Origin of the sequence: Pseudomonas emilianonis, from assembly GCF_023072625.1 — a bacterium.
GTDB lineage: Bacteria > Pseudomonadota > Gammaproteobacteria > Pseudomonadales > Pseudomonadaceae > Aquipseudomonas > Aquipseudomonas paraveronii.
The window spans coordinates 1-23,755 of the sequence record NZ_JAKNRV010000028.1 but is presented as its reverse complement, the minus strand read 5'-3'; the positions used below and the strand labels follow the sequence as shown (position 1 = coordinate 23,755).

The window sequence follows — 23,755 nt, the reverse complement described above, 5'->3', positions numbered from 1 at the left end:
AGCAAGCTTGCTCCCGATAGCAGTGGATCAGTTGATACAGGTGCTGACTGACACTCTGCTATCGGGGGCAAGCCCCCTCCCACAAGGAGATCAGCATTGAAACGTCGACTTGTGTTCGCTCTGTTATTCGTCAGTGCCAGTGCGAGCGCTGCGCCGCCCAGCCTCGAACCTTTACTCAACAGCGTCGCCGAACGCCTGGCAATCGCCGACCAGGTCGCCCTGAGCAAGTGGGACAGCCACAAGCCCGTGGAAGACAAGAAACGCGAGCAAGAGGTAATCGCCAGCGTCGTCGCCCTGGCACCGAGCTACAAGCTCGACCCTGCCGCTGCCGGGCAATTTTTCTCGGCGCAGATCGAAGCGAACAAATTGGTGCAGTACGCCCACCTGTCCGACTGGCAGTTCCAGGGTAAGGCACCCGACGATCCACGCCCGGATCTGGTCAAGCAGATTCGCCCGCAACTGGACCAACTGCAAAAGCGCCTACTACAGCAGTTGGCCGACTTCACCCCCCAGCGCAGTGACCCGCAGTGCCCGCAATGGTTGGCCGAGGCGGTGCATGAGCGGCGCAATGAGCCGCTGCGCCAGCTGGCGATGATTCGCGCTACCGCCGAACTGTGCCGCCACCCAGATTAAGGCAGCGTACCCAAGCGGAAAGGGGCCTGGGCCCGATAGCCGTGTGTCAGCTACCTCATGGGTAACTCGGCCATCGCCATCGGGAGCAAGCCCCCTCCCACATTGGTATTGCGTGCAATCGGACGTTCACGCGGCATATTTCTGAACAAACGTCACAAAACCGCACTACATTGGTGCAACACATTGCACCCTTCCCATCGACCCAGCCCATTTTGGTTCGAAACTACCCGACGAAGCTGGCAGAACGCCACAGTTTCGCGCCTTAAACCCCTATTTCAGGGCTTAAACGCTTCTTTTCGGAGCCTTGGTTTGGTTTTTGCATTTTCCTTGTATCAGCGTGTGCCTCAAGCCCGCGCCTTGCTCCAAAAGAGGTCCTGATGACCATCAGCGATGCACTGCACCGTTTGTTACTCGACAACCTGACCACCGCGACCATCCTGCTCAATGACGACCTGCGCCTTGAGTACATGAACCCGGCGGCAGAGATGCTCCTGGCCATCAGCGGCCAGCGCAGCCATGGGCAGTTCATCAGCGAATTGTTCACCGAGTCGGCCGAAGCCTTGAGCTCGTTGCGCCAGGCGGTGGAGCAGGCACACCCGTTCACCAAGCGCGAAGCGATGCTCACCGCCCTGACCGGCCAGACCCTGACCGTCGACTACGCCGTGACCCCGATCCTGAGCAACGGCAGCACCCTGCTGCTGCTCGAAGTCCACCCGCGTGACCGCCTGCTGCGCATCACCAAGGAAGAAGCGCAGCTGTCCAAGCAGGAGACCAGCAAGATGCTGGTGCGCGGCCTGGCCCACGAGATCAAGAACCCGTTGGGCGGGATTCGCGGCGCGGCGCAGTTGCTGGCGCGCGAGCTGCCGGACGAGCACCTCAAGGACTACACCAACGTCATCATCGAAGAGGCCGACCGCCTGCGCAACCTGGTGGACCGCATGCTCGGCTCCAACAAGCTGCCGGCGCTGGCGATGACCAACGTGCACGAGGTGCTGGAGCGTGTCTGTCATCTGGTCGAGGCCGAAAGCCAGGGTTGCATCACCTTGGTGCGCGACTATGACCCAAGCATTCCCGACGTGTTGATCGACCGCGAGCAGATGATCCAGGCGGTACTCAATATCGTGCGCAACGCCATGCAGGCCATCAGCAGCCAGAACGAGCTGCGCCTGGGCCGCATCAGCCTGCGCACCCGCGCCTTGCGCCAGTTCACCATCGGCCACGTGCGCCATCGCCTGGTAACCAAGGTCGAAATTACCGACAACGGCCCGGGCATTCCTGCGGAACTGCAGGAAACCATTTTCTTTCCCATGGTCAGCGGCCGCCCGGACGGTACCGGGCTGGGCCTGGCCATTACCCAGAACATCATCAGCCAGCACCAGGGTCTGATCGAATGTGAGAGCCATCCTGGCCACACCACGTTCTCGATCTTTCTGCCTCTGGAACAAGGAGCCCCATCGACATGAGCCGTAGTGAAACTGTCTGGATCGTCGATGACGACCGTTCTATCCGCTGGGTCCTCGAGAAAGCCCTGCAACAGGAAGGCATGACCACCCAGAGCTTCGACAGCGCTGACGGGGTGATGAGCCGCCTGGCGCGCCAGCAGCCCGACGTGATCATCTCCGACATCCGCATGCCCGGTGCCAGCGGCCTGGACCTGCTGGCACGGATTCGCGAGCAGCACCCGCGCCTGCCGGTGATCATCATGACCGCGCACTCGGACCTGGACAGCGCTGTGGCGTCCTATCAGGGCGGTGCCTTTGAATACCTGCCCAAGCCGTTCGACGTGGATGAAGCGGTGGCGCTGGTCAAGCGCGCCAACCAGCACGCCCAGGAACAGCAGAACCAGGAAGCCCCGCCCGCCCTGACCCGCACCCCGGAAATCATCGGTGAAGCGCCGGCGATGCAGGAAGTGTTTCGCGCCATCGGGCGCTTGAGCCACTCCAACATCACCGTGCTGATCAATGGCGAGTCGGGCACCGGTAAAGAACTGGTGGCCCACGCCCTACACCGCCACAGCCCACGGGCGGCGTCGCCGTTTATCGCGCTGAACATGGCGGCAATTCCCAAGGACTTGATGGAATCCGAGCTGTTCGGCCACGAGAAAGGCGCGTTCACCGGCGCGGCCAACCTGCGACGCGGGCGCTTTGAACAGGCGGACGGCGGCACACTGTTCCTCGATGAAATCGGCGACATGCCGGCCGATACCCAGACCCGCTTGCTGCGCGTACTGGCGGACGGCGAGTTCTACCGTGTGGGCGGGCATACGCCGGTCAAGGTCGACGTGCGCATCATCGCCGCGACTCACCAGAACCTGGAAACCCTGGTGCATGCGGGCAAGTTCCGTGAGGACTTGTTCCACCGCCTCAACGTGATCCGCATCCATATCCCGCGCATGTCGGACCGTCGCGAAGACATCCCGACCCTCGCGCGCCACTTCCTCAGCCGCGCCGCGCAGGAGCTGGCCGTCGAGCCGAAGCTGCTGAAAAGCGAGACCGAGGAATACCTGAAAAACTTGCCATGGCCCGGCAACGTGCGCCAACTGGAGAACACCTGCCGTTGGATCACGGTGATGGCGTCCGGGCGCGAAGTGCATATCGGCGACCTGCCACCGGAACTGCTCAGCCTGCCGCAGGATTCGGCGCCCGTGACCAACTGGGAACAGGCGCTACGCCAATGGGCCGACCAGGCCCTCGCACGTGGCCAGTCGAACCTGCTGGACAGCGCCGTGCCGGCCTTCGAGCGGATCATGATCGAAACCGCCCTCAAGCATACCGCCGGTCGCCGCCGCGATGCGGCCGTGCTGCTGGGTTGGGGCCGCAACACCCTGACGCGCAAGATCAAGGAACTGGGGATGAAAGTTGATGGTGGGGATGATGACGAAGGTGATGAGGGCTAATCATCATTCCCTGATCCACCGAAGATCCAATGTGGGAGGGGGCTTGCCCCCGATGGCAGAGTGTCAGTCGACATCTACATGGCTGACCCACCGCTATCGGGGGCAAGCCCCCTCCCACATTTGGATCTCCACAAGGTTTGGCGACCATGCACCGCTTCAATGCAGCATGAACCGGCATCGGGCACGGAGCCAACGCCTGAAACCTCAGCCACGTTGAATAAACTCTGAAAACCAAAAACACCAAAGCCCCGTATCCCGGGGCTTTGCGCTGTCTGGAGAGTTTTTTTTGGGCACCTTGGCCACTGTGGCACGCCCCCTGCAACAACCCCGATACAACCCAGTTTCGGGGACCTTGGTACAGGCAGGCCGAGAATCCCCTCTTTACACCCGGGGTGCTTGATGCGAACCGCGTCGCGCTCCACACCGCTTTGGGGAACCTCGGTACAGGCAGGCCGGGGATTCCCTCTTTAACACCGAAGCCCAATGGCTTCACCCCGTTTTGGGAGCCCTGGTACAGGCAGGCCGGGAACTCCCTTCTTTACACCCGGGGCTTATGCGGCAGAGCGCCCATAGCCCCAGCCCGTTTCGGGAACCTTGGTACAGGCAGGCCGGGGATTCCCTCTTTTATTGCTCTTGGAGATGGATCTCCAGCCGCCAGCGGCCTTCAGCCTTCTCTCCCGACCATTCCCCACGCAACGGCCGCGCCGCCACCAGGCTGAGCAACAGACCGCCATCGGTCTTGCGCACGCGCCAGTTCACATCCTTGTCATTGACCTTGAGCTGCCCGCTGGCGGCCTGGCCCTGCGCATCGAACAACAGCGCCACGGTGCCGTCGACGTGCTCACCGTGCAGCTTGGGTTCGCTGTTGAACCACACCACCAAACCGTCGGCTACAGGCGTTACCTGGAGCAACTCGACCGGGTCCGGGGTGGTCAGGCGCCCGATCATCAGGCCGACCATCAGGCCGACAATCGCCAAAGAGCCCAAAACCCTCGGCAATAGCTTCGGCCTGGGGTCCTCTTCGAGGGTAGAATGCAGCGCATCTTTGCCTTCGGAGCCGTGCATGTTTCACGTCATCCTTTTTCAACCAGAAATTCCGCCGAATACCGGCAACGTTATCAGGCTGTGCGCCAACAGTGGCTGCCACCTGCATTTGATCGAGCCCCTGGGCTTCGACATGGACGACAAGCGCCTGCGCCGCGCCGGGCTGGACTACCACGAGTACGCCACCCTCAAGCGCCACGCCGACCTCGCCAGTTGCCTGGAAAGCCTGGGCCACCCTCGGTTGTTCGCGTTCACCACCAAGGGCTCGCGGCCGTTCCATGATGCCAGCTTCGCCGACGGCGACGCCTTCCTGTTCGGTCCGGAAAGCCGTGGCCTGCCCGCCGAGGTGCTCGACGCTCTGCCCGACGGCCATCGCCTGCGTTTGCCGATGCGCGAAGGTTGCCGCAGCCTGAACCTGTCCAACACCGTCGCCATAGCCGTCTACGAAGGCTGGCGCCAACTCGGCTTCAAGTAACGCACAAAACAAATGTGGGAGGGGGCTTGCCCCCGATTGCAGTGGGTCAGTCAAATAGATGTCGACTGACACTCCGGCATCGGGGGCAAGCCCCCTCCCACATTTTTTATCGCATCGACTTATTGAACGGTCGGTGCGCCTTCCTGTTGCATGCGCTGCAGCTCTTGCGCGTACAGGGCATCGAAGTTCACCGGAGCCAGCATCAGCGCCGGGAACGAGCCACGGGTGACCAGGCTGTCCAGGGTCTCGCGGGCATACGGGAACAGGATGTTCGGGCAGAACGCACCCAGGGTGTGGCTCATGGACGCTTCGTCCAGGCCCTGGATCAGGAAGATACCGGCCTGTTGCACTTCAGCGATGAAGGCCACTTCTTCGCCATTCTTGACGGTGACCGACAGGGTCAGCACGACTTCGTGGAAGTCACCTTCCAGCGCTTTTTGACGGGTGTTCAGGTCCAGCGCAACGCTTGGGGTCCATTCCTGACGGAAGATGGCCGGGCTTTTCGGTGCTTCGAACGACAGGTCGCGTACATAGATGCGCTGCAGCGAAAACTGTGGGCCTTGGGCTTCTGCTGCTTCGGTGTTCTGTTGGTCAGTCATCGCAGATCCTTCTTGATCTTGGGGTCTTTTAGGGTTTAGGAGTCAGACGTGAAGCAGCGCGTCCAGCTTTCCGGCGCGCTCAAGGGCAAACAGGTCATCGCAGCCACCGATGTGCTTGGCGCCGATCCAGATCTGCGGCACGGACGTGCGCCCCGCCTTCTGGGCCATTTCGGCGCGCACCTGGGGTTTGCCGTCGACCTTGATCTCTTCGAAGGCAACACCCTTCTTCTCCAGCAAGGCCTTGGCCCGCATGCAGTAAGGGCACCAATCGCTGGAATACACGACAACCTGGCTCATATCACTTCACCAGCGGCAGGTTATCGGCGCGCCAGCTACTGATACCACCAGACAGCTTGGCGGCGGTGAAGCCGGTCTTGAGCATTTCGCGGGCGTGAGTGCCGGAGTGCTGGCCTTGGGCGTCGACCAGGATGATGGTCTTGGCCTTGTGCTTTTCCAGCTCGGCCAGGCGCGCGATCAGCTTGTCCTGGGGAATGTTCAGGGCACCGACGATATGACCGGCGGCAAAATCCTTGGCCGGACGGATATCCACGACAACGGCCTCATCCTTGTTGACCAGCGCGGTCAGCTCCGACGTGCTCAGGCTGCGGCCACCGCGGCTCATTTCATGAGCGATCAGCAGCGCCAGCAGGATGACGAAGGCACCCGCGAGCAGGTAGTGGGCAGTGGCAAATGCAATCAGGTGATCAACCATCAAGGAGGTTCCAGGGCGTTAAAATGGCGGTAAGTATACACAGCCGTCAGGGGGGGCCAACCCCCGTAAAGCGGTGACGTGGTCGGAACTTCGCTTTAAACTGCCACTCCCTTTTCAATCCCCTTCATTAATTACCGCCGCGAGAGGATCTATGACTACGACGCCTAAACCTTTGGTCCTGATAATTCTCGATGGCTTCGGACACAGTGAAAGCCACCACGACAACGCCGTGTACTCGGCCAACAAGCCGGTGCTGGACCGCCTGACCGCCACCCAGCCCAACGGCCTGATCTCCGGTTCGGGCATGGATGTGGGCCTGCCAGACGGCCAAATGGGCAACTCGGAAGTCGGCCATATGAATCTCGGCGCCGGACGAGTGGTCTATCAGGACTTCACCCGCGTGACCAAAGCGATCCGCGACGGCGAGTTCTTCGAGAACCCGACCATCTGCGCGGCAGTCGATAAAGCCGTCGCCGCCGGCAAGGCCGTTCACTTCATGGGCCTGCTGTCCGACGGCGGCGTACACAGCCACCAGGACCATCTCGTGGCCATGGCCGAACTGGCCTTCAAGCGCGGCGCCGACAAGATCTACCTGCACGCCTTCCTCGACGGCCGCGACACGCCGCCGAAAAGCGCGCAGTCGTCGATCGAACTGCTGGACGCCGCCTTCGCCGCCCTGGGCAAGGGCCGTATCGCCAGCCTGGTCGGTCGCTATTTCGCCATGGACCGCGACAACCGCTGGGACCGCGTGTCCCAGGCCTACAACCTGATCGTCGACGGCCAGGCCGAATTCAACGCCGCCACCGCCCAGGAAGGCCTGAAAGCCGCCTACGCGCGTGGCGAGAGCGATGAGTTCGTCAAAGCCACGACCATCGGCGAGCCGGTGAAGGTGGAAGACGGCGATGCCGTAGTGTTCATGAACTTCCGCGCCGACCGTGCCCGCGAGCTGAGCCACGTGTTCGTCGATGCCGGTTTCAACGACTTCGAACGCGCGCGTCAGCCGAAAGTCGAGTTCGTCATGCTCACCCAATACGCCGCCAACATCCCGGCCCCGTCGGCTTTTGCCCCGGGTAGCCTGGAAAACGTGCTGGGCGACTACCTGGCGAAAAACGGCAAGACCCAGCTACGCATCGCCGAAACCGAGAAATATGCCCACGTGACCTTCTTCTTTTCCGGTGGCCGCGAAGAACCGTTCCCGGGCGAAGAGCGCATCCTGATCCCGTCGCCAAAAGTCGCGACCTACGACCTGCAGCCGGAAATGAGCGCGCCGGAAGTCACCGACAAGATCGTCGACGCCATCGATCACCAGCGTTATGACGTGATCGTGGTCAACTACGCCAACGGCGACATGGTCGGCCACAGCGGCAACCTGGCCGCCGCGATCAAGGCTGTCGAATGCCTGGACCTGTGCGTGGGCCGCATCGTCGACGCCCTGGAAAAAGTCGGCGGCGAAGCGCTGATCACCGCCGACCACGGCAACTGCGAGCAAATGTCCGACGAATCCACCGGACAAGCCCACACCGCCCACACCACCGAGCCGGTGCCGTTCATCTACGTCGGCAAGCGCGACCTGAAAGTGCGCAACGGTGGCGTGCTGGCCGATGTAGCGCCGACCATGCTGATGTTGATGGGGCTGGAGAAGCCGAAAGAAATGACCGGCACCTCAATCCTGGTCTGATCTAAATAACACCGCGAAGCTAATGTGGGAGGGGCGGTGCGACGATTCGACTTGCCCCCGATAGCAGTGGGTCAGCCAACACCTATTCAGCTGACACACCGCAATCGGGGGCAAGTCGAATCGTCGCACCGCCCCTCCCACATTGGACTCGCGGTGTTGGGTAGGTGTCTTTTCGCCATACCACTGCCACTCGGCACCTATCTTGCCCGGAAGCCCCAAATGGGCGTTTTTTTTGCAGCGCTTGGCGGGCATACTAGGCCGTCCATTTCCCTGGTGTCGCCCGCCTCTATGCTTCGCGCCTTGATTACCCTCGCTCTTGTCTGCCTGCTCCAACCGGCATTTGCCGATGAGCGCGCACAAACCCAACAACAGTTGGACGCTACGCGTCAGGACATTACCGAGCTGAAAAAACTGCTCGGCAAGCTCCAGGAAGAAAAATCCGGGGTGCAGAAAGACCTGCGCGGCACGGAAACCGAAATGGGCCAGCTGGAGAAACAAGTCCAGGAGCTACAAAAAGAATTAAAGAAGAGCGAGTCGGAACTGGAGCGACTCGACGCTGAGAAAAAAAAACTCCAGAGCGCACGCGTTGAACAGCAACGCCTGATCGCGATCCAGGCCCGCGCCGCCTACCAGAGCGGCCGCCAGGAATACCTTAAGCTGCTGCTCAACCAGCAGAACCCGGAAAAATTCGCGCGCACCCTCACCTACTACGATTACCTGAGCAAGGCCCGCCTGGCTCAATTGAAGGGTTTCAACGAAACCCTGCGCCAACTGGCCAACGTCGAACAGGAAATCGCCGACCAGCAGTCACAGTTGCTCGACCAGAAAAGCGCCCTCGACACCCAGCGCGACCAGCTCGACAAGGTGCGCAAGGAACGCCAACTGGCCCTGGCCAAGCTCAATGACGACGTGAAGGCCCGTGACGCTAAGCTGCAAGCCCGCGAGCAGGACCAGGCCGACCTCGGCAAAGTGTTGAAAACCATCGAAGAAACCCTGGCCCGCCAGGCACGCGAGGCCGAGGAAGCGCGACAAAAAGCGCTGATCGCCCAGCAGGAAGCAGAAAAAAAGCGTCAGCGTGAGGCCGAACTGGCAGCCACTACCGACGCTCCGGCCCCACGTAAACCGGCGCATGCAGCGCCTGGCCCGCTGGTTTCCAGCGCGGGCGAATCCTTCGGCGGCCCTTTTGCTTCAGCTCGCGGCAAACTTCCATGGCCCGTTGATGGTCGACTACTGGCACGCTTTGGGGAAACCCGTGGCGATGACACCCGCGCCAAGTGGGATGGGGTGATGATCAGTGCCGCCGCCGGCAGCCAGGTCCACGCCGTCCACGGCGGTCGCGTGGTGTTTGCCGATTGGTTGCGGGGCGCCGGTCTATTGGTGATTCTCGACCACGGTAATGGCTATTTGAGTCTTTATGGCCACAATCAGACTTTACTCAAGTCGGCAGGTGATGTGGTAAAAGCCGGTGAATCCATCTCCACTGTCGGTAACAGTGGCGGCCAGGACACCCCGGCGCTGTACTTCGCTATTCGTCAGCAGGGCCGCCCGAGCGACCCTGCACAATGGTGCCGCACCCAAGGATAGGGTCGCATCTACATTAGGAGTTCGTTCGACATGCTGCATTTGTCCCGCCTCACTTCGCTGGCCCTGACGATCGCTCTGGTGATCGGCGCGCCTCTGGCTTTCGCCGACCAGGCCGCACCGGCTGCACCCGCCGGCACGGCCGCGACCACCAAGGCGCCGTTGCCGCTGGAAGAGCTGCGCACCTTTGCCGAGGTCATGGACCGGATCAAGGCAGCCTATGTCGAACCCGTAGACGACAAGACCCTGCTGGAAAATGCCATCAAGGGCATGCTCAGCAACCTCGATCCGCACTCCGCTTACCTCGGCCCGGAAGATTTCGCCGAACTGCAGGAAAGCACCAGCGGTGAGTTCGGTGGCCTGGGCATTGAAGTCGGCGCCGAAGATGGCCAGATCAAAGTGGTCTCGCCGATCGACGATACCCCGGCGTCCAAGGCCGGCATCCAGGCCGGTGACCTGATCGTCAAGATCAACGGCCAACCGACTCGCGGCCAGACCATGACCGAAGCCGTCGACAAGATGCGCGGCAAGATCGGCCAGAAAATCACCCTGACCCTGGTGCGCGACGGCGGTGCCCCGTTTGACGTGACCCTGGCCCGCGCGACCATCACGGTCAAGAGCGTGAAGAGCCAGTTGCTGGAGTCGGGCTACGGCTACATCCGCATCACCCAGTTCCAGGTCAAGACCGGCGACGAAGTGGCCAAGGCCCTGGCCAAGCTGCGTAAAGACAACGGCAAGAAGCTCAACGGCATCGTGCTCGACCTGCGCAACAACCCCGGCGGCGTGCTGCAGTCGGCGGTGGAAGTGGTCGACCACTTCATCACCAAAGGCTTGATCGTCTACACCAAGGGCCGTATTGCCAACTCCGAGCTGCGCTTCTCGGCCACTGGCAACGACCTCAGCGAAAACGTGCCGCTGGCCGTGCTGATCAACGGCGGCAGCGCCTCGGCCTCGGAGATCGTCGCCGGCGCCCTGCAAGACCAGAAGCGCGGCGTGCTGATGGGCACCACCAGCTTCGGCAAAGGCTCGGTGCAAACCGTGTTGCCGCTGAACAACGAGCGCGCCCTGAAAATCACCACCGCGCTGTACTACACGCCGAACGGCCGCTCGATCCAGGCCCAGGGCATCGTGCCGGACATCGAAGTGCGCAAGGCCAAGATCACCAACGAGGCCGACAGCGAGTACTACAAGGAAGCCGACCTGCAAGGTCACCTGGGCAATGGCAACGGCGGTGCCGACCAGCCGACCGGCAGCAGCACCAAAGCCAAGCCGATGCCGCAGGACGATGATTATCAACTGGCCCAGGCGTTGAGCCTGCTCAAGGGCTTGAGCATCACGCGCAGCCGTTGATATGCGCGTTGCCCTGATCATCGCTGCACTGTGCAGCCTGGCCGGGGTCGCCCACGCGACCCCGGCCAACGAACCGCACAAAGCCTACCTGACCTTAATCATCGACGACCTGGGGCAAAACCTGCCCCGGGATCGCCGCGTGCTGGCCCTGCCCGGCCCGGTGACCACGGCGATCATGCCCGACACGCCCCACGCCGCCGAATTCGCCCGCGAAGCGCACAAGGCCGGCAAGGTCGTGATCCTGCACATGCCCATGGACCCGGCCACCGGGCCGTTCGCATGGCACCCCGAGCTGCCTATCGAAGAACTCGGCAAACGCCTGGACGCCGCGTTCAAGGCCGTGCCCTACACCGCTGGCATCAACAATCACATGGGCAGCCGCATGACCGCCCAGCCCGAAGCCATGGCCTGGCTGATGGGCGAGTTGCAGCGGCGTCACAAGTTCTTTGTCGACAGCCGCACCAGCGCGCAAACCGTCGGCGCCGCCGAAGCGCAGAAGATCGGCCTGGCCAGTATCTCGCGGGATGTGTTCCTCGACGATGAACGCACCGAAGCCGCGATCACCACGCAATTGCAGAGCGCAATCAGACTGGCCCATAAACAGGGCTCAGCGGTGATGATCGGCCATCCGTATCCGCAGACCCTGGCGGTGCTCGAACGCGAACTGCCCAAGCTCAAGGCCCAGGGCGTGGACTGGATCGATATCAAGTTGATGATCAGCGTGCGCAGCAATCAGGCGATGGCGGGGCACGGCAAGAACGGCACCTACCAGCCGGCGCGTAGATAAATACCACTTGGTGACCGGACGATCCTTCGATAGTTGACGCCTGCCATGGCAGCCACCCAGAAGCCTCTGGATGGACTCGCGTCAACTCAAGGACGACCCATGAAAACGCCCTTTTCAGCGCTTTTTTTCAGCCTCCTGTCCACCCTGCCCTTCGCACTTTGGGGCGCCCCGAAGGACTTCGGCGAAGGCTTGGCCAACGCCAGCCCTGCGCGCATGCTCAGCAATGCGCAGCGCCAGCATGAGCATTGGAACGGCGTCGGCCGGGTCCGCAATGACGCCCAGACACTCTGCACCGCCAGCCTGTTGGACTCCCGCGATGACAGCGGTAAGTCCGGGCCGGCCTATGTCGTTACCAGCAGCCATTGCCTGCATCGGCTCAACGGTGCAGTGCAACGGGACTTGCCGATCAAGGGCAGCATCAGCTTCAACTACTTCGACGACACCCTCGAAACCATCAAGACCTACCCGCTCAAAACCCTGAATTGGGGCAGCAGCCAGGGAGTCGACCTGGCCATTATCGAGTTGCAGGCACCCCTGGCGGACTTGATCAAGGCGGGCATCACACCGCTGAAACTGGCCGAGGAGGTGCCCGCCGATGGCGTCGACATCCTCGCCCTGGTGGCGCCGGAATGGAACACCCTGCATCTGTCAGCCTGCACGCAGCAGGCCTCGCGCGAACTGCTGGAGCAGCCGTTCGTGTGGCGGGTCACCATGAAGAACCAGTGCCAGGACATTGGCCTGGGCGGCTTTGGCGGCCCATTGCTGGACCGCGCCACTAACCAGCTCTTTGGCATCCTCAGCACCAGCACTCGGGGCCAGCCGGAAGAACGCAAATGCCAGCGCGATGCACCCTGCGAGATCAACAACGGTCTACCCGTCTGGCACCCCGAGACCAACTACGGCAGCCCGGTGACGTTCCTTAATCACTGCTTCGTCGACGGCGCGCTGAAGGCTGACGGCGAACACTGCGAGCTCTACCCGACCACCACGATCACCTTCCAGACCCCGGAGCCCATCCAGCAATACTTTCTCAAGAAGTCCGGCGGCAAAGGCAAGGACATCGTGCCGCGCTGGAACCTGACGTTCACCACCAACACCCCGTTCTACCGCTACAAAACCACGCGGCGCGCCATCGATTGCGAGAATCCGGCGCTCTACAGTTCGCCGATCGAGGCGATCGGTGCCTCCATCAACGACCCCATCGGCCCGCAAACCGGGGTGCACATGCTGTGTATCGTGGGAGTGGACTCTGCCGAGCAACCGGTGACCAACGGCATGATGAAAAACGCCTTGAGCCTGGCGGTGGAGTTGGCCGAGCCAGGACCGGCACGCACGCCCAACCTGACGATCAACGTGGATAACCTTGGGCTGGCGGCCTATACGGTGATCTGGAACCTCGCGCCACCGTTCATGCAGCGCTACACCTACAAGTACGGTCCCGCCGCTACCACCGATTGCCTGCGGCCGGTGAACTACCTGCCTATACCGCCTGCACCTGCGCCTGCGGATGAAGACGACGAGGACATCATCGACCTCGTGCGTCCGCTCAATGACTACCCTGCCATGCCGCTGGAAAAGTACGCCCATCTGATCCCGGTTCGGGACACGCCCTACAAGATCTGCACCTATGCCTTCGACCAGGCGGAACAGCCGTCGACCTTGCGTGTGGACCTGCTCAAGCCGCGTTGATAGCTATAGATAACGTGCCATGACCTCGTCGATCACGCCCTCTTTGCGCAATTGATCCAACGCCGCCTGCAGCTTGGCCACCGTCTCATCCGGCACGTCCTTGTTCAGCGCCAGGTACAACTGGGCGCTGTTGAAACGCAGGACCGTCTTGAGCCCGGTCACACCGACCTGGCGCGCCAGGTAGCGGCCGGCCGGGTCGCCGGTGGCCCATAGGTCGATCTGACCATCCAGCAGCTTTTGCGCGTTGTCCTGGTCACGCAACACCAGCACGGGCTTGAGGCCACGCCTTTCCAGGGTCTCGGCAATCGCGTCGCCCCTGTAGGCGCCAATCTTGTAGCGCCGCGCCTGCGCCAGCTCGCCGAGCTGGATCTTGCTGTCGGCCTTGGCCAGCATCACCCAGTCATCCGGGCCAATAGGGCCGACCCATTTGAACAGCGCTTCACGCTCTGGCAGGCGAGCCATCACGAACACGCCGTAGCCGGGGTTTTCCAGGGCAAGTTTGTAGATCCGCTCCCAAGGAAAGCGCAGGGTGAGGTTGTAGGAAATGCCGGCACGCTTGAAGGTTTCGCGCACGATGTCCACGGCGATGCCTTCGATGTTGTCTTCCTTGGCAAAGTTCTTGCCGTTTTTCGCCATGTTGTAGGGCGGGAAGTTTTCCGTCAGCAACACCAGGGAGGCGTCAGACGATTCTTCGGCTTGGGACGCTCCGATCATGAGCACGGAGGTACTGGCGAGGGCGAGCAGCAGGTCTTTGAACATGAAAGTTACCGGAATCCATGGCAAGCGCAGAGAGTGCCGCGCACTTGCCATGGTGTCCAGCAGCGTTTAGCGCACCACGATACCGCGCGCGGCCATGTACGCCTTGGCCTCGGGGACGGTGTATTCGCCAAAGTGGAAAATACTCGCCGCCAGCACGGCGCTGGCGTGGCCTTCGATCACGCCGTCGGCCAGGTGCTGCAGGTTGCCGACGCCGCCAGAGGCGATCACCGGAATGCCCAGCGCATCGCTGATGGCGCGGGTCACGCCGAGGTCGAAGCCGTTTTTCATGCCATCCTGGTCCATGCTGGTCAGCAGGATTTCACCAGCGCCCAGGCCTTCCATCTTCATCGCCCACTCCACCGCGTCCAGGCCGGTCGGCTTGCGCCCGCCGTGGGTGAAGATCTCCCAGCGCGGGGTTTCGCCGGGGCCGGAGACTTTCTTGGCGTCGATGGCCACCACGATGCACTGCGAGCCGAAGTGCTGCGCGGCTTCGCCGACGAACTCCGGGTTGAACACTGCAGCGGTGTTGATCGAGACCTTGTCCGCGCCGGCATTGAGCAGGTTGCGGATGTCTTGCACGGAGCGCACGCCACCGCCCACGGTCAGCGGGATGAACACCTGGCTGGCCATGCGCTCGACGGTGTGCAGCGTGGTGTCGCGGCCGTCGACGCTGGCGGTGATGTCGAGAAAGGTAATCTCGTCGGCACCTTGCTCATCGTAGCGACGGGCGATTTCCACCGGGTCGCCGGCGTCACGGATGTTCTCGAACTTGACACCCTTGACCACGCGACCGTTGTCGACGTCCAGGCAAGGGATGATGCGTTTGGCCAGCGCCATGGTCAGTCCTCAGCCGTTGTAGGCATCGCAGTAAGCCTGGGCTTCGGAGACGTCCAGGGTACCTTCGTAGATCGCGCGGCCGGTGATGGCGCCGATGATCCCAGGGGCCCGGGCGTCCAGCAGCGACTTGATGTCACCCAGGTTGTGGATGCCACCGGAAGCGATCACCGGGATCTTGGTCGCCGCCGCCAGCGCAGCGGTGAACGGCACGTTGCAGCCCTGCATCATGCCGTCTTTGGCGATGTCGGTATAAACGATGGCGGACACGCCGCAGGCTTCGAACTGCTTGGCCAGGTCGATCACCTGCACCGTGCTGATTTCAGCCCAGCCGTCGGTGGCGACGAAACCGTCCTTGGCGTCCAGGCCGACGATCACTTTGCCCGGGAACGCGCGGCAGGCCTCGGCGACGAAGGCTGGGTCTTTCACGGCCTTGGTGCCGATGATCACGTAGCTCACGCCAGCCTTGACGTAGTGTTCGATGGTTTCCAGGGAGCGGATACCGCCGCCGATCTGGATCGGCAGGTTCGGGTAGCGCTTGGCGATCGCGGTCACCACTTCACCATTGACCGGCTGGCCTTCGAAGGCGCCGTTCAAGTCCACCAGATGCAGACGACGGCAACCACCTTCCACCCATTTGGCAGCCATGCTCACCGGGTCGTCGGAGAACACCGTGGAATCTTCCATGCGGCCCTGGCGCAGACGGACGCAAGCGCCGTCCTTGAGATCGATAGCGGGGATAATCAGCATCTGGCAAACCTTATTCGATATTCAGCAATGCTTGGGAAATCAGGGTTTCTCAAGCGACCACAGGTCGCTTTCGATACTTTCGAACCTTTCTCTAAGGAGCGTCTGCGTATCGAAAATCGCCCTGTTGTAATAGTGCGGCGCAACTTCAAGGGTGAACAACTCAAGGATCTCAGCGACCTCGAACGAGCCCAGCTTGAGCTCGAAACGGTCCTCCATGAAGCGCTTGATCTTGTTGGTAGCCTCACGCTCCTGTTCGGGCGTGAGGTTCAGGATCGGCAGCTTCGGCTTCTTGGCCATTTACCAGCGACCGTCCCACGCAGCGAAGTTCTGCAGCAATTGCAGGCCATGGGTATGGCTCTTCTCCGGGTGGAACTGCACCGCAAAACGCGAACCCTCGGCCAGCGCAGCGGCAAAGTCGACGCCGTAGTGCCCGCCACCCACCACCTGGCGCGGGTTACCGGCGGCGATGTAATAGCTGTGGACGAAGTAAAAGCGCGCCATGTCCGGGATTTCATGCCACAGCGGGTGATCGACGGTGCGACGCACTTCGTTCCAGCCCATGTGCGGGACTTTCAGATGCTCGCCGTCTTCATGCAGGTCCTTGCCGAAGAACTTCACCTGGCCTGGAAACAGGCCGATGCAGTCCACGCCGTCGTTCTCTTCACTGCTGTCGAGCAAGGCTTGCATGCCCACGCAGATACCCAGGAACGGTCGGTCCTGGCTGACTTCACGCACCAGGCTGTCAAAGCCCAAACGACGAATTTCAGCCATGCAATCGCGAATCGCGCCAACGCCTGGGAACACCACGCGGTCGGCTTCGCGAATCACATTGGCATCGCTGGTGATCAGCACCTTGCCGGCACCTACGTGTTCGAGGGCCTTGGCCACCGAGTGCAGGTTACCCATGCCGTAATCGATAACCGCGACCGTCTGCATTACAGGACGCCCTTGGTCGATGGCATTTGCCCGGCCATACGGTCATCCAGCTCCACCGCCATGCGCAGCGCGCGACCGAATGCCTTGAACACGGTTTCGATCTGGTGGTGGGTGTTGGTGCCGCGCAGGTTGTCGATGTGCAGGCTGACGAGTGCGTGGTTGACAAAACCCTGGAAGAATTCCTGGAACAGGTCAACGTCGAAACCGCCCACAGTGGCGCGGGTGTAGGGCACGTGCATCTGCAGGCCTGGGCGGCCGGAGAAGTCGATGACCACCCGCGACAGCGCTTCATCCAGCGGGACATAGGCGTGGCCGTAGCGACGGATGCCTTTCTTGTCGCCGATGGCCTTGGCAAACGCCTGGCCGAGGGTGATACCGACATCCTCCACCGTGTGGTGGTCGTCGATATGCAGGTCGCCCTTGCTGACGATATCCAGGTCGATCAGCCCATGACGGGCGATCTGGTCCAGCATGTGCTCAAGAAAAGGTACACCGATATCAAATCGGGCCTTTCCGGTGCCATCCAGGTTGATCGAGGCTTTGATCTGGGTTTCCAGAGTGTCGCGCTCGACGGACGCCTTACGTTCGGCCATCACCAGCTCCGCAAAATCATTGGGCGAAAAAGGCAGCCATTATAGGGGCGCGGGCGCTAAACAGAAACATCGAAGGGGATAAGACTGACGAGTTGAAGCGAGGAGGGTCGGGGATAGACATGTGCGTACAAGTAGGGGACGGGCTTGCGTGGCGAGGGAGCTTGCTCCCGCTGGGCTGCACAGCAGCCCCAAAACCTGTCACCGCGACCTGCCTGAGGCATGCGGTAAATCGATTGGGGTCGCTTCGCGACCCAGCGGGAGCAAGCTCCCTCGCCACAACAAGATTGCCCACAGCGGTCGGGCGGTCTTAGTGGAACAGTACCGCCGTCTTCTGCAGGGTCACCCACACACCCCACGCCAACGGAATACCCACGACCAACCATGCCGCGACAGCCAGCGGCTTGCTGCCGGCGGAGGCTTGCCATTCGAGCACGGTGCTCGAATCCGCGCCCTTGTCATGGCCCAGCGCCTGTTCGGCGGCCAGTTCGGCGTCGGTCATGAAATACTTGTCGTCCACCGGGCGCACCAGCAAGTTGCAGATGAAACCCAGCACCAGCAGGCCGGCGAGGATGTACAAGGTGATGTCGTAGGCAGCGGCGCGTTCGACGCCGATGCTCAACTGATACTCACGCAGGTAGTTCACCAACACCGGGCCCAGCACGCCCGCCGCAGCCCAAGCGGTCAGCAGGCGACCGTGGATCGCGCCGACCATCTGGGTGCCGAACAGGTCGGCCAGGTAAGCCGGAACGGTCGCAAAACCGCCGCCGTACATCGACAGGATGATGCAGAACGCCGCCACGAACAGCGCCACGTTGCCCAGGTGCCCCAGGTTCGGGATCAGCGCATACAGGGCAAAGCCCAGGGCGAAGAACACGAAGTAGGTGTTTTTACGGCCCAGGTAGTCGGAGAACGACGCCCAGAAGAACCGGCCACCGATGTTGAACAGGCTCAACAACCCGGTAAAGCCCGCCGCAATCGCCGCGATCGACGCCAGTTGCCCGGCATTCAGTTGACCGAACGGCACATCCACACCCAGCAACTTGCCGCCGAACACTTCCTGCAGCAGCGGCGAAGCCATGCCGAGGATGCCGATACCGGCAGATACGTTCAGGCACAGCACCAGCCATACCAGGCGGAATTGCGGAGTTTTCCAGGCCACGTTCACGTGAACGTGACGGTGGGTGATCATCGCGTTGCTGGCTTTTTTCTCCGGTGCGGTCCAGCCCTCAGGCTTCCAGCCGGTCGGCGGGACGCGGTACGACAGTGCGCCACCGATCATGAACACGAAGTAAATCGCCGCCATCACCAAAAAGCTCTGCCACACGCCCACGCTGGTTGGCGAAGCGAAGTGCCCCATCAGCGCCGCCGCCAGGGGCGCACCCACCATTGCGCCGCCGCCGAAGCCCATGATCGCCATGCCGGTAGCCATGCCGCGCTTGTCCGGGAACCACTTGATCAGGGTCGACACGGGCGAGATATAGCCCAGCCCCAGGCCGATACCGCCAATGACGCCGGAGCCGATCCACATCAACCAGATCTGGTGGGTATAAATCCCCAGCGCCGAAATCAGCAGGCCGCCACACCAGCACAATGCCGAGACGACGCCCGCCTTGCGTGGCCCGGCATGTTCCAGCCAGCCGCCCCAGATCGCTGCCGAGCAGCCCAGGAAGATGAAGAACAGGGTGTAGATCCAGCCGAGCATGGAGATCGGCCAGTCGCACTGGGACGAGAAGACCTGGGCGATAAAGCTCATATCCGGCGCGCAGGCGACCGGCGTGGTGATCCCCAGCGCCTTGGACAGCGGCAGCCAGAACACCGAAAAGCCGTAGGCCATGCCGATACACAGGTGGATGGCCAGGGCGGCCGGTGGAACCAGCCAACGGTTGAACCCGGGCTTGGCGATGATGCGCTCCTTGGACAGGAACGCAGGCTGCGCGGCAGTGATACCCGCCGCAGTGCTAGTGCTCATTGGTGTTTCCCCCAGTTATTAGTATGTGTTCGTCAGGCGCGCTCTCCTTCGGCCTTGCACGCAAAGCGTGGCCGTTTTGTTGAATAGAACTCCATTTAAAGCGCGACGTTACGTCGCAGAAGGCGGACGAACGCGCAGAGATTAGCATCAACGGCGTACAGAAAAACCAAAGTGCCACTACCTTTTGGGAATTATTTGTGTTTTTTGACGCCAGAATACCGTCCCGACGCTAGATACAATGTAACGATCCGTGAACTGACGCAGGCCATCGGGCGCTATACTCTGCGGCTAAATTTTGAAATCGACATACAAGGACTCGCCCATGAAAGCGTTCGGCAAAATCCTGGGTCTGGTACTTCTCGGGCTGTTGCTGATCATTGTGGCTCTCGGCTTTGCCCTGACCCATCTCTTCGATCCCAACGACTACAAAGACGAGATTCGCCAGATTGCCCGCGACAAGGCCCACATCGAGCTGACGCTCAATGGCGACATCGGCTGGAGCCTGTTCCCCTGGCTGGGCCTGGAACTGCACGAAGCCAGCGTCGCAACCCTGACCACCCCGACCCAACCGTTTGCCGATCTGCAGATGCTCGGCCTGTCGGTACGCGTGCTGCCGCTGCTGCGCCGCGAAGTACAGATGAGCGATGTGCGTGTCGAAGGCCTGAACCTGCGCCTCAACCGCGACAAGCAAGGCCACGGCAACTGGGAAGACATCGGCAAGAACGCCCCCGAGGCGACCACCGAGACCCCAGCCCCAGCGCAACCGGCGCCACCGCCGACCGAGGTGAAGGCAGAGAAACCGCCGCAGCCCATCCGCCTGGACATCGACAGCCTGACCATCAACAACGCCCGCATCGAATACAACGATGAACAGACCGGCAAGCAGTTCAGCGCCGAAAGCATCCAACTGAGTGCGGGCGCCATCCACGAAGGGGCAAGTATTCCGCTGAAGCTCACCGCGTTCCTCGGCAGCAACCAGCCGGTCATGCGCGTCAAGACCGAACTCAACGGCAACCTGCGCATTCAGCGTGCGCTCAAGCGTTATCAGCTCGAAGACATGAGGATCAGTGGTGAAGCCACCGGCGAGCCGCTGCAAGGCAAAACCGTGACCTTCTCCACCCAAGGCCAACTGCTGGTGGACCTGGCGGCCAACATTGCCGAATGGACCAACCTGAAACTCTCGGCCAACCAGTTGCGCGCCCTCGGCGAACTGAAGGTCAACGACCTGGACAAGACCCCGCAGATCAGCGGCGCCCTGTCCGTCGCCCAGTTTGACCTGGCCAAGTTCCTCGACAGCATCGGCAACCCGCTGCCATCGATGGCCGAGGGCAGCCTGAGCAAGGTCGAGCTGGTCAGCCGCCTCCAAGGCACGCCCACCCGCCTGGCCCTGGAAGACCTCAACCTGAAACTCGACAGCAGCACCTTCACCGGCCGCGTCGCCGTGGACGATTTCGCCAAGCAATCGCTGCGTGTGCAACTCAAGGGTGACACCTTCAACGCCGACGACTCTTCGCCCCTGCCCTGTTCGATTCTGTTGTTGGCCGGTGGCCGCGGCCAACGCATGGGCGGACAAGACAAGGGCTTGCTGGAATGGCACGGCCAGCCGCTGATTGCGCACTTGCAACACTTGGTGCGCCCACTGACCGACGACCTGATCATCTCGTGCAACCGCAACCTGGAGCGGTACGCGCCCTATGCCGACCAGGTGGTGAGTGACGACAGCGCGGATTTCCCCGGACCGCTGGCCGGTATCCGCGCAGGATTGAGCGCCGCCCGCCATGGGCACGTGCTGATCTTACCGTGCGATGTACCGCACCTTGACGCCCGACTGCTCGCCGATCTGCGCGAGACGGCGCAGCGCAATCCGCGGCTGCCGGTGATGGTGCGCCACGGAGAATTCTGGGAACCGTTGATCTGCATCATCCCCACCTACCTGCAAAGCGCGGTAGAACAGGCCTGGCAAGCCGGTGAGCGCAGCCCGCGCAAGATTTTCCTGCAGTTGGGTGGCGTCGGGCTGGAATGCCCGGCAGACGATCCGCGCCTGGCCAACCTGAACACGCCTGCGCTGTTACACACAGGGCCTGGCATGTCAGAATGAACCTCGCACAAGGAACTTTGTCGACGCGCCACGCGTCACACTGTCAGCACTCAAAAAGAATTCTCTCGGAGACACACCCATGACTCAACGGACCATCGCCGCTCTCATGCTTGCACTAGGCCTCGCTACCCTTGCCGGTTGCGCCTCGCCAACAGTGATCACCCTGAATGACGGTCGCGAAATCCAGGCTGTCGATACCCCACAATTTGACAAGGCTTCGGGCTTCTACGAATTCGAACAGCTTGACGGCAAGCGTACCCGCATCAACAAAGATCAAGTGCGTACCGTTAAAGACCTGTAAGCCGCAACGCTTGCACACAAGGCCCGCCTCGCGCGGGCCTTGTCGTTTCCGGGGTTACCAGTCGAGGGTGATTTGGCTGCGGAAACTGCGTTCTTCACCCGTTACCGGATCGATAAAACGCACGCCTTGGGCGAGCAGCTTCAAGGGATTGGCGTAGTCGTCAACGGCATCCTTGATTACGTCGGGGTAGAACGGATCATTGCAGATACTCGCCCCGAGGGCCGTCATGTGTACCCGCAACTGGTGCTTCTTACCGGTCACGGGGAACAGGCCATAGCGCCATAAATCGCCGTGGGTTTCGCGCACTTCCACGGCCGTTTCGGTGTTGCTGGTGCCTGGCCCTTCCTGCATGCGAAAGAATGGCTCGCCATCCACCAGGCGGCTTTTATGGACCAGGGGGAAGGTCAGGTTCGACAAGGCTGGGGCGATAGCCTCGTAGAATTTGTCGATTTTGCGAGTGGGAAATAACTGCTGATAGGCCGAGCGGCTTCGCGGGTTAGCCGAGAACAGCACCAGCCCCGCCGTGTGCCGGTCGATGCGGTGCAGGGGCACCAGGGACGGGTTGTCCAGGCGGCGAATAAGGCGGCGCAACAGGGTTTGCTCGACGTACTCACCGGCTGGGGTGACGGGCAGAAAGTGCGGTTTGTCCGCCACCACCAGGTGCTCGTCGGCGTACAGGATGGTTTCCTGCACCGGGATGACTTTTTCGTTCGGCACTTCGCGGAAGTAGTAGATGCACAGGCCTTCCTTGTAGGCCAGGTCCAGGCGGATCGGACTGCCCTGCAGATCCAGCACGCGGCCACGGGCGATGCGGTCCAGCCACTGCGCGCGGCCGATCGCCGGGAAATGCTCGCACAGGCAATCGAGCACCGTCGCCCAAGGGCCAGGCGGCAAGTACAAGGTGCTGGCTTGATGCTGGGACGCAGAAAAACCGGAAGTGGACATGCAGATGCTCGAAGCCTGGGAAACAGGCCGGCATTATCCCGCATGGAGCGGGATTGAGCCTAGGGCGGATCTCAGGCCTTGGCCAATTGTGCCCGCAGGATCGGCGAAGCACTGGCGGCGTCGGTAAATTCCTTGAGCCAGCGCAATACGTCCACCGCTTCCCAACGGCCCGGATCATACAGCGCGTACAGCAAGCCCTGGTAACCCACCACATCCAACTGCCTGTGATAACCGGCGCGCTGGAACAGCGCCTCGATCTCGGCAAAGCAGGTATTGAAATGCACTTTGTTAAACGGCGTCTTGCCTTCCGTGACCAGGCCATCGAGGCGCAGCTCGTTCACCGCGTCGCGCACGACATCGGCGGACATGCGATTAACGCTGCTTTTCAGTTGTTCAACATTCACCACGGGCGTTCCCTCTATTCAATCGCTGTACAAACATACAGTAACCCAATATTGAGAAAGCTGCCATCGCCCAAGCGCTAGAGTAGGAAGGACACGACTTGCTCGGTGTCGAACGGCCAAGCCAGTTCAGCCCCCGTGTCTACCCGGCGCAGCACCGGAATCGTTAGGCCGTAGGCTTCGAACAGGGCTTCGGAATCGGCGATATCCACCAGTTCCACCATCAACCCATGTTCGACCAACGGCATGATTTCTTCTTCGGCGAGCTCACACAGATGGCAGCCCAGAGTAGTGAACAACTGGCATTCAGGAGGCATGACGATAGAACCTGATCAGGAATAGGCGCCCATTTTAGGCCGACTCAATAGCGCTGGCGAGCCGATAAACCCTGACCCAGGTCACCACGTCCTATAACTGATTCAGCGACTCTCGCGGCTTTTTGTCCGCCCCCCCCTACAACGGAGATGCTTGTGTTCGCCAACCTGCTGATCATTCTGGCCTCATCCCTGGTGGTGATTGCGCTGTTTCGCCGGCTGCAATTGCCGCCCGTGCTGGGCTACCTGTGCGTGGGCCTGGCCGTGGGGCCGACCGCCCTCGACTGGGTGAATGACAGCGAACACCTGCCTGACCTCGCTGAACTGGGCGTGGTGTTCCTGCTGTTTTCCCTGGGCCTGGAGTTCTCGCTGAGCAAAATGTTCGAGCTGCGCCGCGTGGTATTTGGCCTG

At 61.6% G+C, this 23,755-nt stretch carries 26 protein-coding genes and 1 pseudogene; 13 read left to right on the top strand and 14 right to left on the bottom strand.

Features of this window, described 5'->3' with window-relative positions; translation table 11 throughout:
• Window positions 1-96: 96 nt before the first annotated feature.
• The 3 genes from L9Z73_RS05790 (at window position 97) to ntrC (ending at window position 3,529) form a co-directional block, all read left to right on the top strand.
• Window positions 97-633, top strand: coding sequence for a chorismate mutase (locus tag L9Z73_RS05790; RefSeq protein ID WP_247397325.1), 537 nt, complete (start codon window positions 97-99; stop codon window positions 631-633).
• Window positions 634-1,010: 377 nt separating this feature from the next.
• Entirely contained in the window at window positions 1,011-2,096 is a 1,086-nt protein-coding gene (glnL, locus tag L9Z73_RS05785; RefSeq protein WP_247397324.1) for a nitrogen regulation protein NR(II), read from the top strand.
• Window positions 2,093-3,529: a nitrogen regulation protein NR(I) gene (gene ntrC / locus L9Z73_RS05780; RefSeq protein ID WP_247397323.1), complete on the top strand. Its 1,437-nt coding sequence runs from the start codon at window positions 2,093-2,095 to the stop codon at window positions 3,527-3,529. The genes glnL and ntrC overlap by 4 nt, the downstream gene beginning before the upstream one ends.
• 624 nt (window positions 3,530-4,153) lie before the next feature.
• Here the strand turns inward: ntrC and L9Z73_RS05775 are convergent.
• A complete protein-coding gene (locus tag L9Z73_RS05775; protein ID WP_247397322.1) occupies window positions 4,154-4,594 on the bottom strand; it encodes a hypothetical protein in 441 nt (146 codons plus the stop codon).
• Between L9Z73_RS05775 and L9Z73_RS05770 the strand changes: the two genes are divergently transcribed.
• Complete coding sequence (locus L9Z73_RS05770; RefSeq protein WP_247397321.1) at window positions 4,593-5,048, top strand: tRNA (cytidine(34)-2'-O)-methyltransferase; 456 nt, start codon at window positions 4,593-4,595, stop codon at window positions 5,046-5,048. The genes L9Z73_RS05775 and L9Z73_RS05770 overlap by 2 nt on opposite strands.
• Window positions 5,049-5,167: 119 nt before the next feature.
• Here L9Z73_RS05770 and secB read toward each other — a convergent pair whose 3' ends face one another.
• Genes secB through L9Z73_RS05755 form a run of 3 tightly spaced genes read right to left on the bottom strand, consistent with a single transcriptional unit; the run spans window position 5,168 to window position 6,359 of the window.
• Window positions 5,168-5,647 carry a protein-export chaperone SecB gene (secB, locus tag L9Z73_RS05765; RefSeq protein ID WP_014716520.1) on the bottom strand — a complete coding sequence of 160 codons (480 nt, stop codon included), beginning with the start codon at window positions 5,645-5,647 and terminating at the stop codon, window positions 5,168-5,170.
• Window positions 5,648-5,689: 42 nt separating this feature from the next.
• Window positions 5,690-5,944 carry a glutaredoxin 3 gene (gene grxC, locus L9Z73_RS05760; RefSeq protein ID WP_017849930.1) on the bottom strand — a complete coding sequence of 85 codons (255 nt, stop codon included), beginning with the start codon at window positions 5,942-5,944 and terminating at the stop codon, window positions 5,690-5,692.
• A gap of 1 nt (window position 5,945) precedes the next feature.
• Entirely contained in the window at window positions 5,946-6,359 is a 414-nt protein-coding gene (locus L9Z73_RS05755) for a rhodanese-like domain-containing protein (protein WP_017849931.1), read from the bottom strand.
• A 151-nt stretch (window positions 6,360-6,510) separates the two neighbouring features.
• On the opposite strand from L9Z73_RS05755, the gene gpmI reads away from it, so the two are divergent.
• The 5 genes from gpmI to L9Z73_RS05730 all read left to right on the top strand — a co-directional run bounded on the left by gpmI (window position 6,511) and on the right by L9Z73_RS05730 (window position 13,444).
• Window positions 6,511-8,037 (top strand): 2,3-bisphosphoglycerate-independent phosphoglycerate mutase, encoded by a 1,527-nt coding sequence (gene gpmI, locus L9Z73_RS05750; RefSeq protein WP_247397319.1) that lies wholly within the window; start codon window positions 6,511-6,513, stop codon window positions 8,035-8,037.
• A 288-nt stretch (window positions 8,038-8,325) separates the two neighbouring features.
• Window positions 8,326-9,621: a murein hydrolase activator EnvC family protein gene (locus L9Z73_RS05745; protein ID WP_247397316.1), complete on the top strand. Its 1,296-nt coding sequence runs from the start codon at window positions 8,326-8,328 to the stop codon at window positions 9,619-9,621.
• Between the two features lie 30 nt (window positions 9,622-9,651).
• Window positions 9,652-10,968 (top strand): S41 family peptidase, encoded by a 1,317-nt coding sequence (locus tag L9Z73_RS05740; protein ID WP_247397314.1) that lies wholly within the window; start codon window positions 9,652-9,654, stop codon window positions 10,966-10,968.
• A 1-nt stretch (window position 10,969) separates the two neighbouring features.
• On the top strand, window positions 10,970-11,755 hold the full coding sequence (locus L9Z73_RS05735) for a divergent polysaccharide deacetylase family protein (RefSeq protein WP_247397313.1): 786 nt from the start codon (window positions 10,970-10,972) through the stop codon (window positions 11,753-11,755).
• Between the two features lie 99 nt (window positions 11,756-11,854).
• Window positions 11,855-13,444: a serine protease gene (locus L9Z73_RS05730; protein WP_247397312.1), complete on the top strand. Its 1,590-nt coding sequence runs from the start codon at window positions 11,855-11,857 to the stop codon at window positions 13,442-13,444.
• A gap of 3 nt (window positions 13,445-13,447) precedes the next feature.
• Here L9Z73_RS05730 and L9Z73_RS05725 read toward each other — a convergent pair whose 3' ends face one another.
• The 7 genes from L9Z73_RS05725 to L9Z73_RS05695 all read right to left on the bottom strand — a co-directional run bounded on the left by L9Z73_RS05725 (window position 13,448) and on the right by L9Z73_RS05695 (window position 19,285).
• Entirely contained in the window at window positions 13,448-14,203 is a 756-nt protein-coding gene (locus tag L9Z73_RS05725) for a substrate-binding periplasmic protein (protein WP_247397311.1), read from the bottom strand.
• Window positions 14,204-14,269: 66 nt separating this feature from the next.
• Complete coding sequence (hisF, locus tag L9Z73_RS05720) at window positions 14,270-15,040, bottom strand: imidazole glycerol phosphate synthase subunit HisF (RefSeq protein ID WP_122730394.1); 771 nt, start codon at window positions 15,038-15,040, stop codon at window positions 14,270-14,272.
• A 9-nt stretch (window positions 15,041-15,049) separates the two neighbouring features.
• The gene (gene hisA, locus L9Z73_RS05715; protein ID WP_247397310.1) at window positions 15,050-15,787 is read right to left on the bottom strand and encodes a 1-(5-phosphoribosyl)-5-[(5-phosphoribosylamino)methylideneamino]imidazole-4-carboxamide isomerase; all 738 of its coding nucleotides are present in this window, start codon (window positions 15,785-15,787) and stop codon (window positions 15,050-15,052) included.
• A gap of 39 nt (window positions 15,788-15,826) precedes the next feature.
• Window positions 15,827-16,084, bottom strand: a complete 258-nt coding sequence (locus tag L9Z73_RS05710) for a DUF2164 domain-containing protein (protein ID WP_247397309.1) — start codon at window positions 16,082-16,084, stop codon at window positions 15,827-15,829.
• On the bottom strand, window positions 16,085-16,723 hold the full coding sequence (hisH, locus tag L9Z73_RS05705; protein WP_145159878.1) for an imidazole glycerol phosphate synthase subunit HisH: 639 nt from the start codon (window positions 16,721-16,723) through the stop codon (window positions 16,085-16,087). It abuts the gene before it with no gap.
• Window positions 16,723-17,316: an imidazoleglycerol-phosphate dehydratase HisB gene (gene hisB / locus L9Z73_RS05700; protein ID WP_003218037.1), complete on the bottom strand. Its 594-nt coding sequence runs from the start codon at window positions 17,314-17,316 to the stop codon at window positions 16,723-16,725. Before hisB ends, hisH begins: the two co-directional genes overlap by 1 nt.
• Before the next feature lie 307 nt (window positions 17,317-17,623).
• Complete coding sequence (locus L9Z73_RS05695; protein ID WP_247397308.1) at window positions 17,624-19,285, bottom strand: OFA family MFS transporter; 1,662 nt, start codon at window positions 19,283-19,285, stop codon at window positions 17,624-17,626.
• A 322-nt stretch (window positions 19,286-19,607) separates the two neighbouring features.
• Between L9Z73_RS05695 and L9Z73_RS05690 the strand changes: the two are divergent.
• From L9Z73_RS05690 to L9Z73_RS05680, 3 genes and pseudogenes are all read left to right on the top strand, one after another.
• Window positions 19,608-20,801: pseudogene (locus tag L9Z73_RS05690) on the top strand (AsmA family protein); the annotation flags it as partial.
• An 18-nt stretch (window positions 20,802-20,819) separates the two neighbouring features.
• The gene (gene mobA, locus L9Z73_RS05685) at window positions 20,820-21,383 is read left to right on the top strand and encodes a molybdenum cofactor guanylyltransferase MobA (RefSeq protein ID WP_282598525.1); all 564 of its coding nucleotides are present in this window, start codon (window positions 20,820-20,822) and stop codon (window positions 21,381-21,383) included.
• A 79-nt stretch (window positions 21,384-21,462) separates the two neighbouring features.
• Window positions 21,463-21,684, top strand: a complete 222-nt coding sequence (locus tag L9Z73_RS05680; RefSeq protein WP_247397306.1) for a YgdI/YgdR family lipoprotein — start codon at window positions 21,463-21,465, stop codon at window positions 21,682-21,684.
• A gap of 54 nt (window positions 21,685-21,738) precedes the next feature.
• Here L9Z73_RS05680 and L9Z73_RS05675 read toward each other — a convergent pair whose 3' ends face one another.
• The 3 genes from L9Z73_RS05675 to L9Z73_RS05665 form a co-directional block, all read right to left on the bottom strand.
• Entirely contained in the window at window positions 21,739-22,629 is an 891-nt protein-coding gene (locus L9Z73_RS05675) for a pseudouridine synthase (protein WP_247397304.1), read from the bottom strand.
• 71 nt (window positions 22,630-22,700) lie between these two features.
• Window positions 22,701-23,036 (bottom strand): transcriptional regulator, encoded by a 336-nt coding sequence (locus tag L9Z73_RS05670; RefSeq protein ID WP_247397301.1) that lies wholly within the window; start codon window positions 23,034-23,036, stop codon window positions 22,701-22,703.
• Between the two features lie 74 nt (window positions 23,037-23,110).
• On the bottom strand, window positions 23,111-23,347 hold the full coding sequence (locus L9Z73_RS05665) for a glutaredoxin family protein (RefSeq protein ID WP_247397298.1): 237 nt from the start codon (window positions 23,345-23,347) through the stop codon (window positions 23,111-23,113).
• Window positions 23,348-23,494: 147 nt separating this feature from the next.
• Here L9Z73_RS05665 and L9Z73_RS05660 point away from each other — a divergent pair.
• Window positions 23,495-23,755: cation:proton antiporter (locus L9Z73_RS05660; RefSeq protein WP_247397295.1), on the top strand; the 261-nt coding region annotated here is incomplete at its 3' end.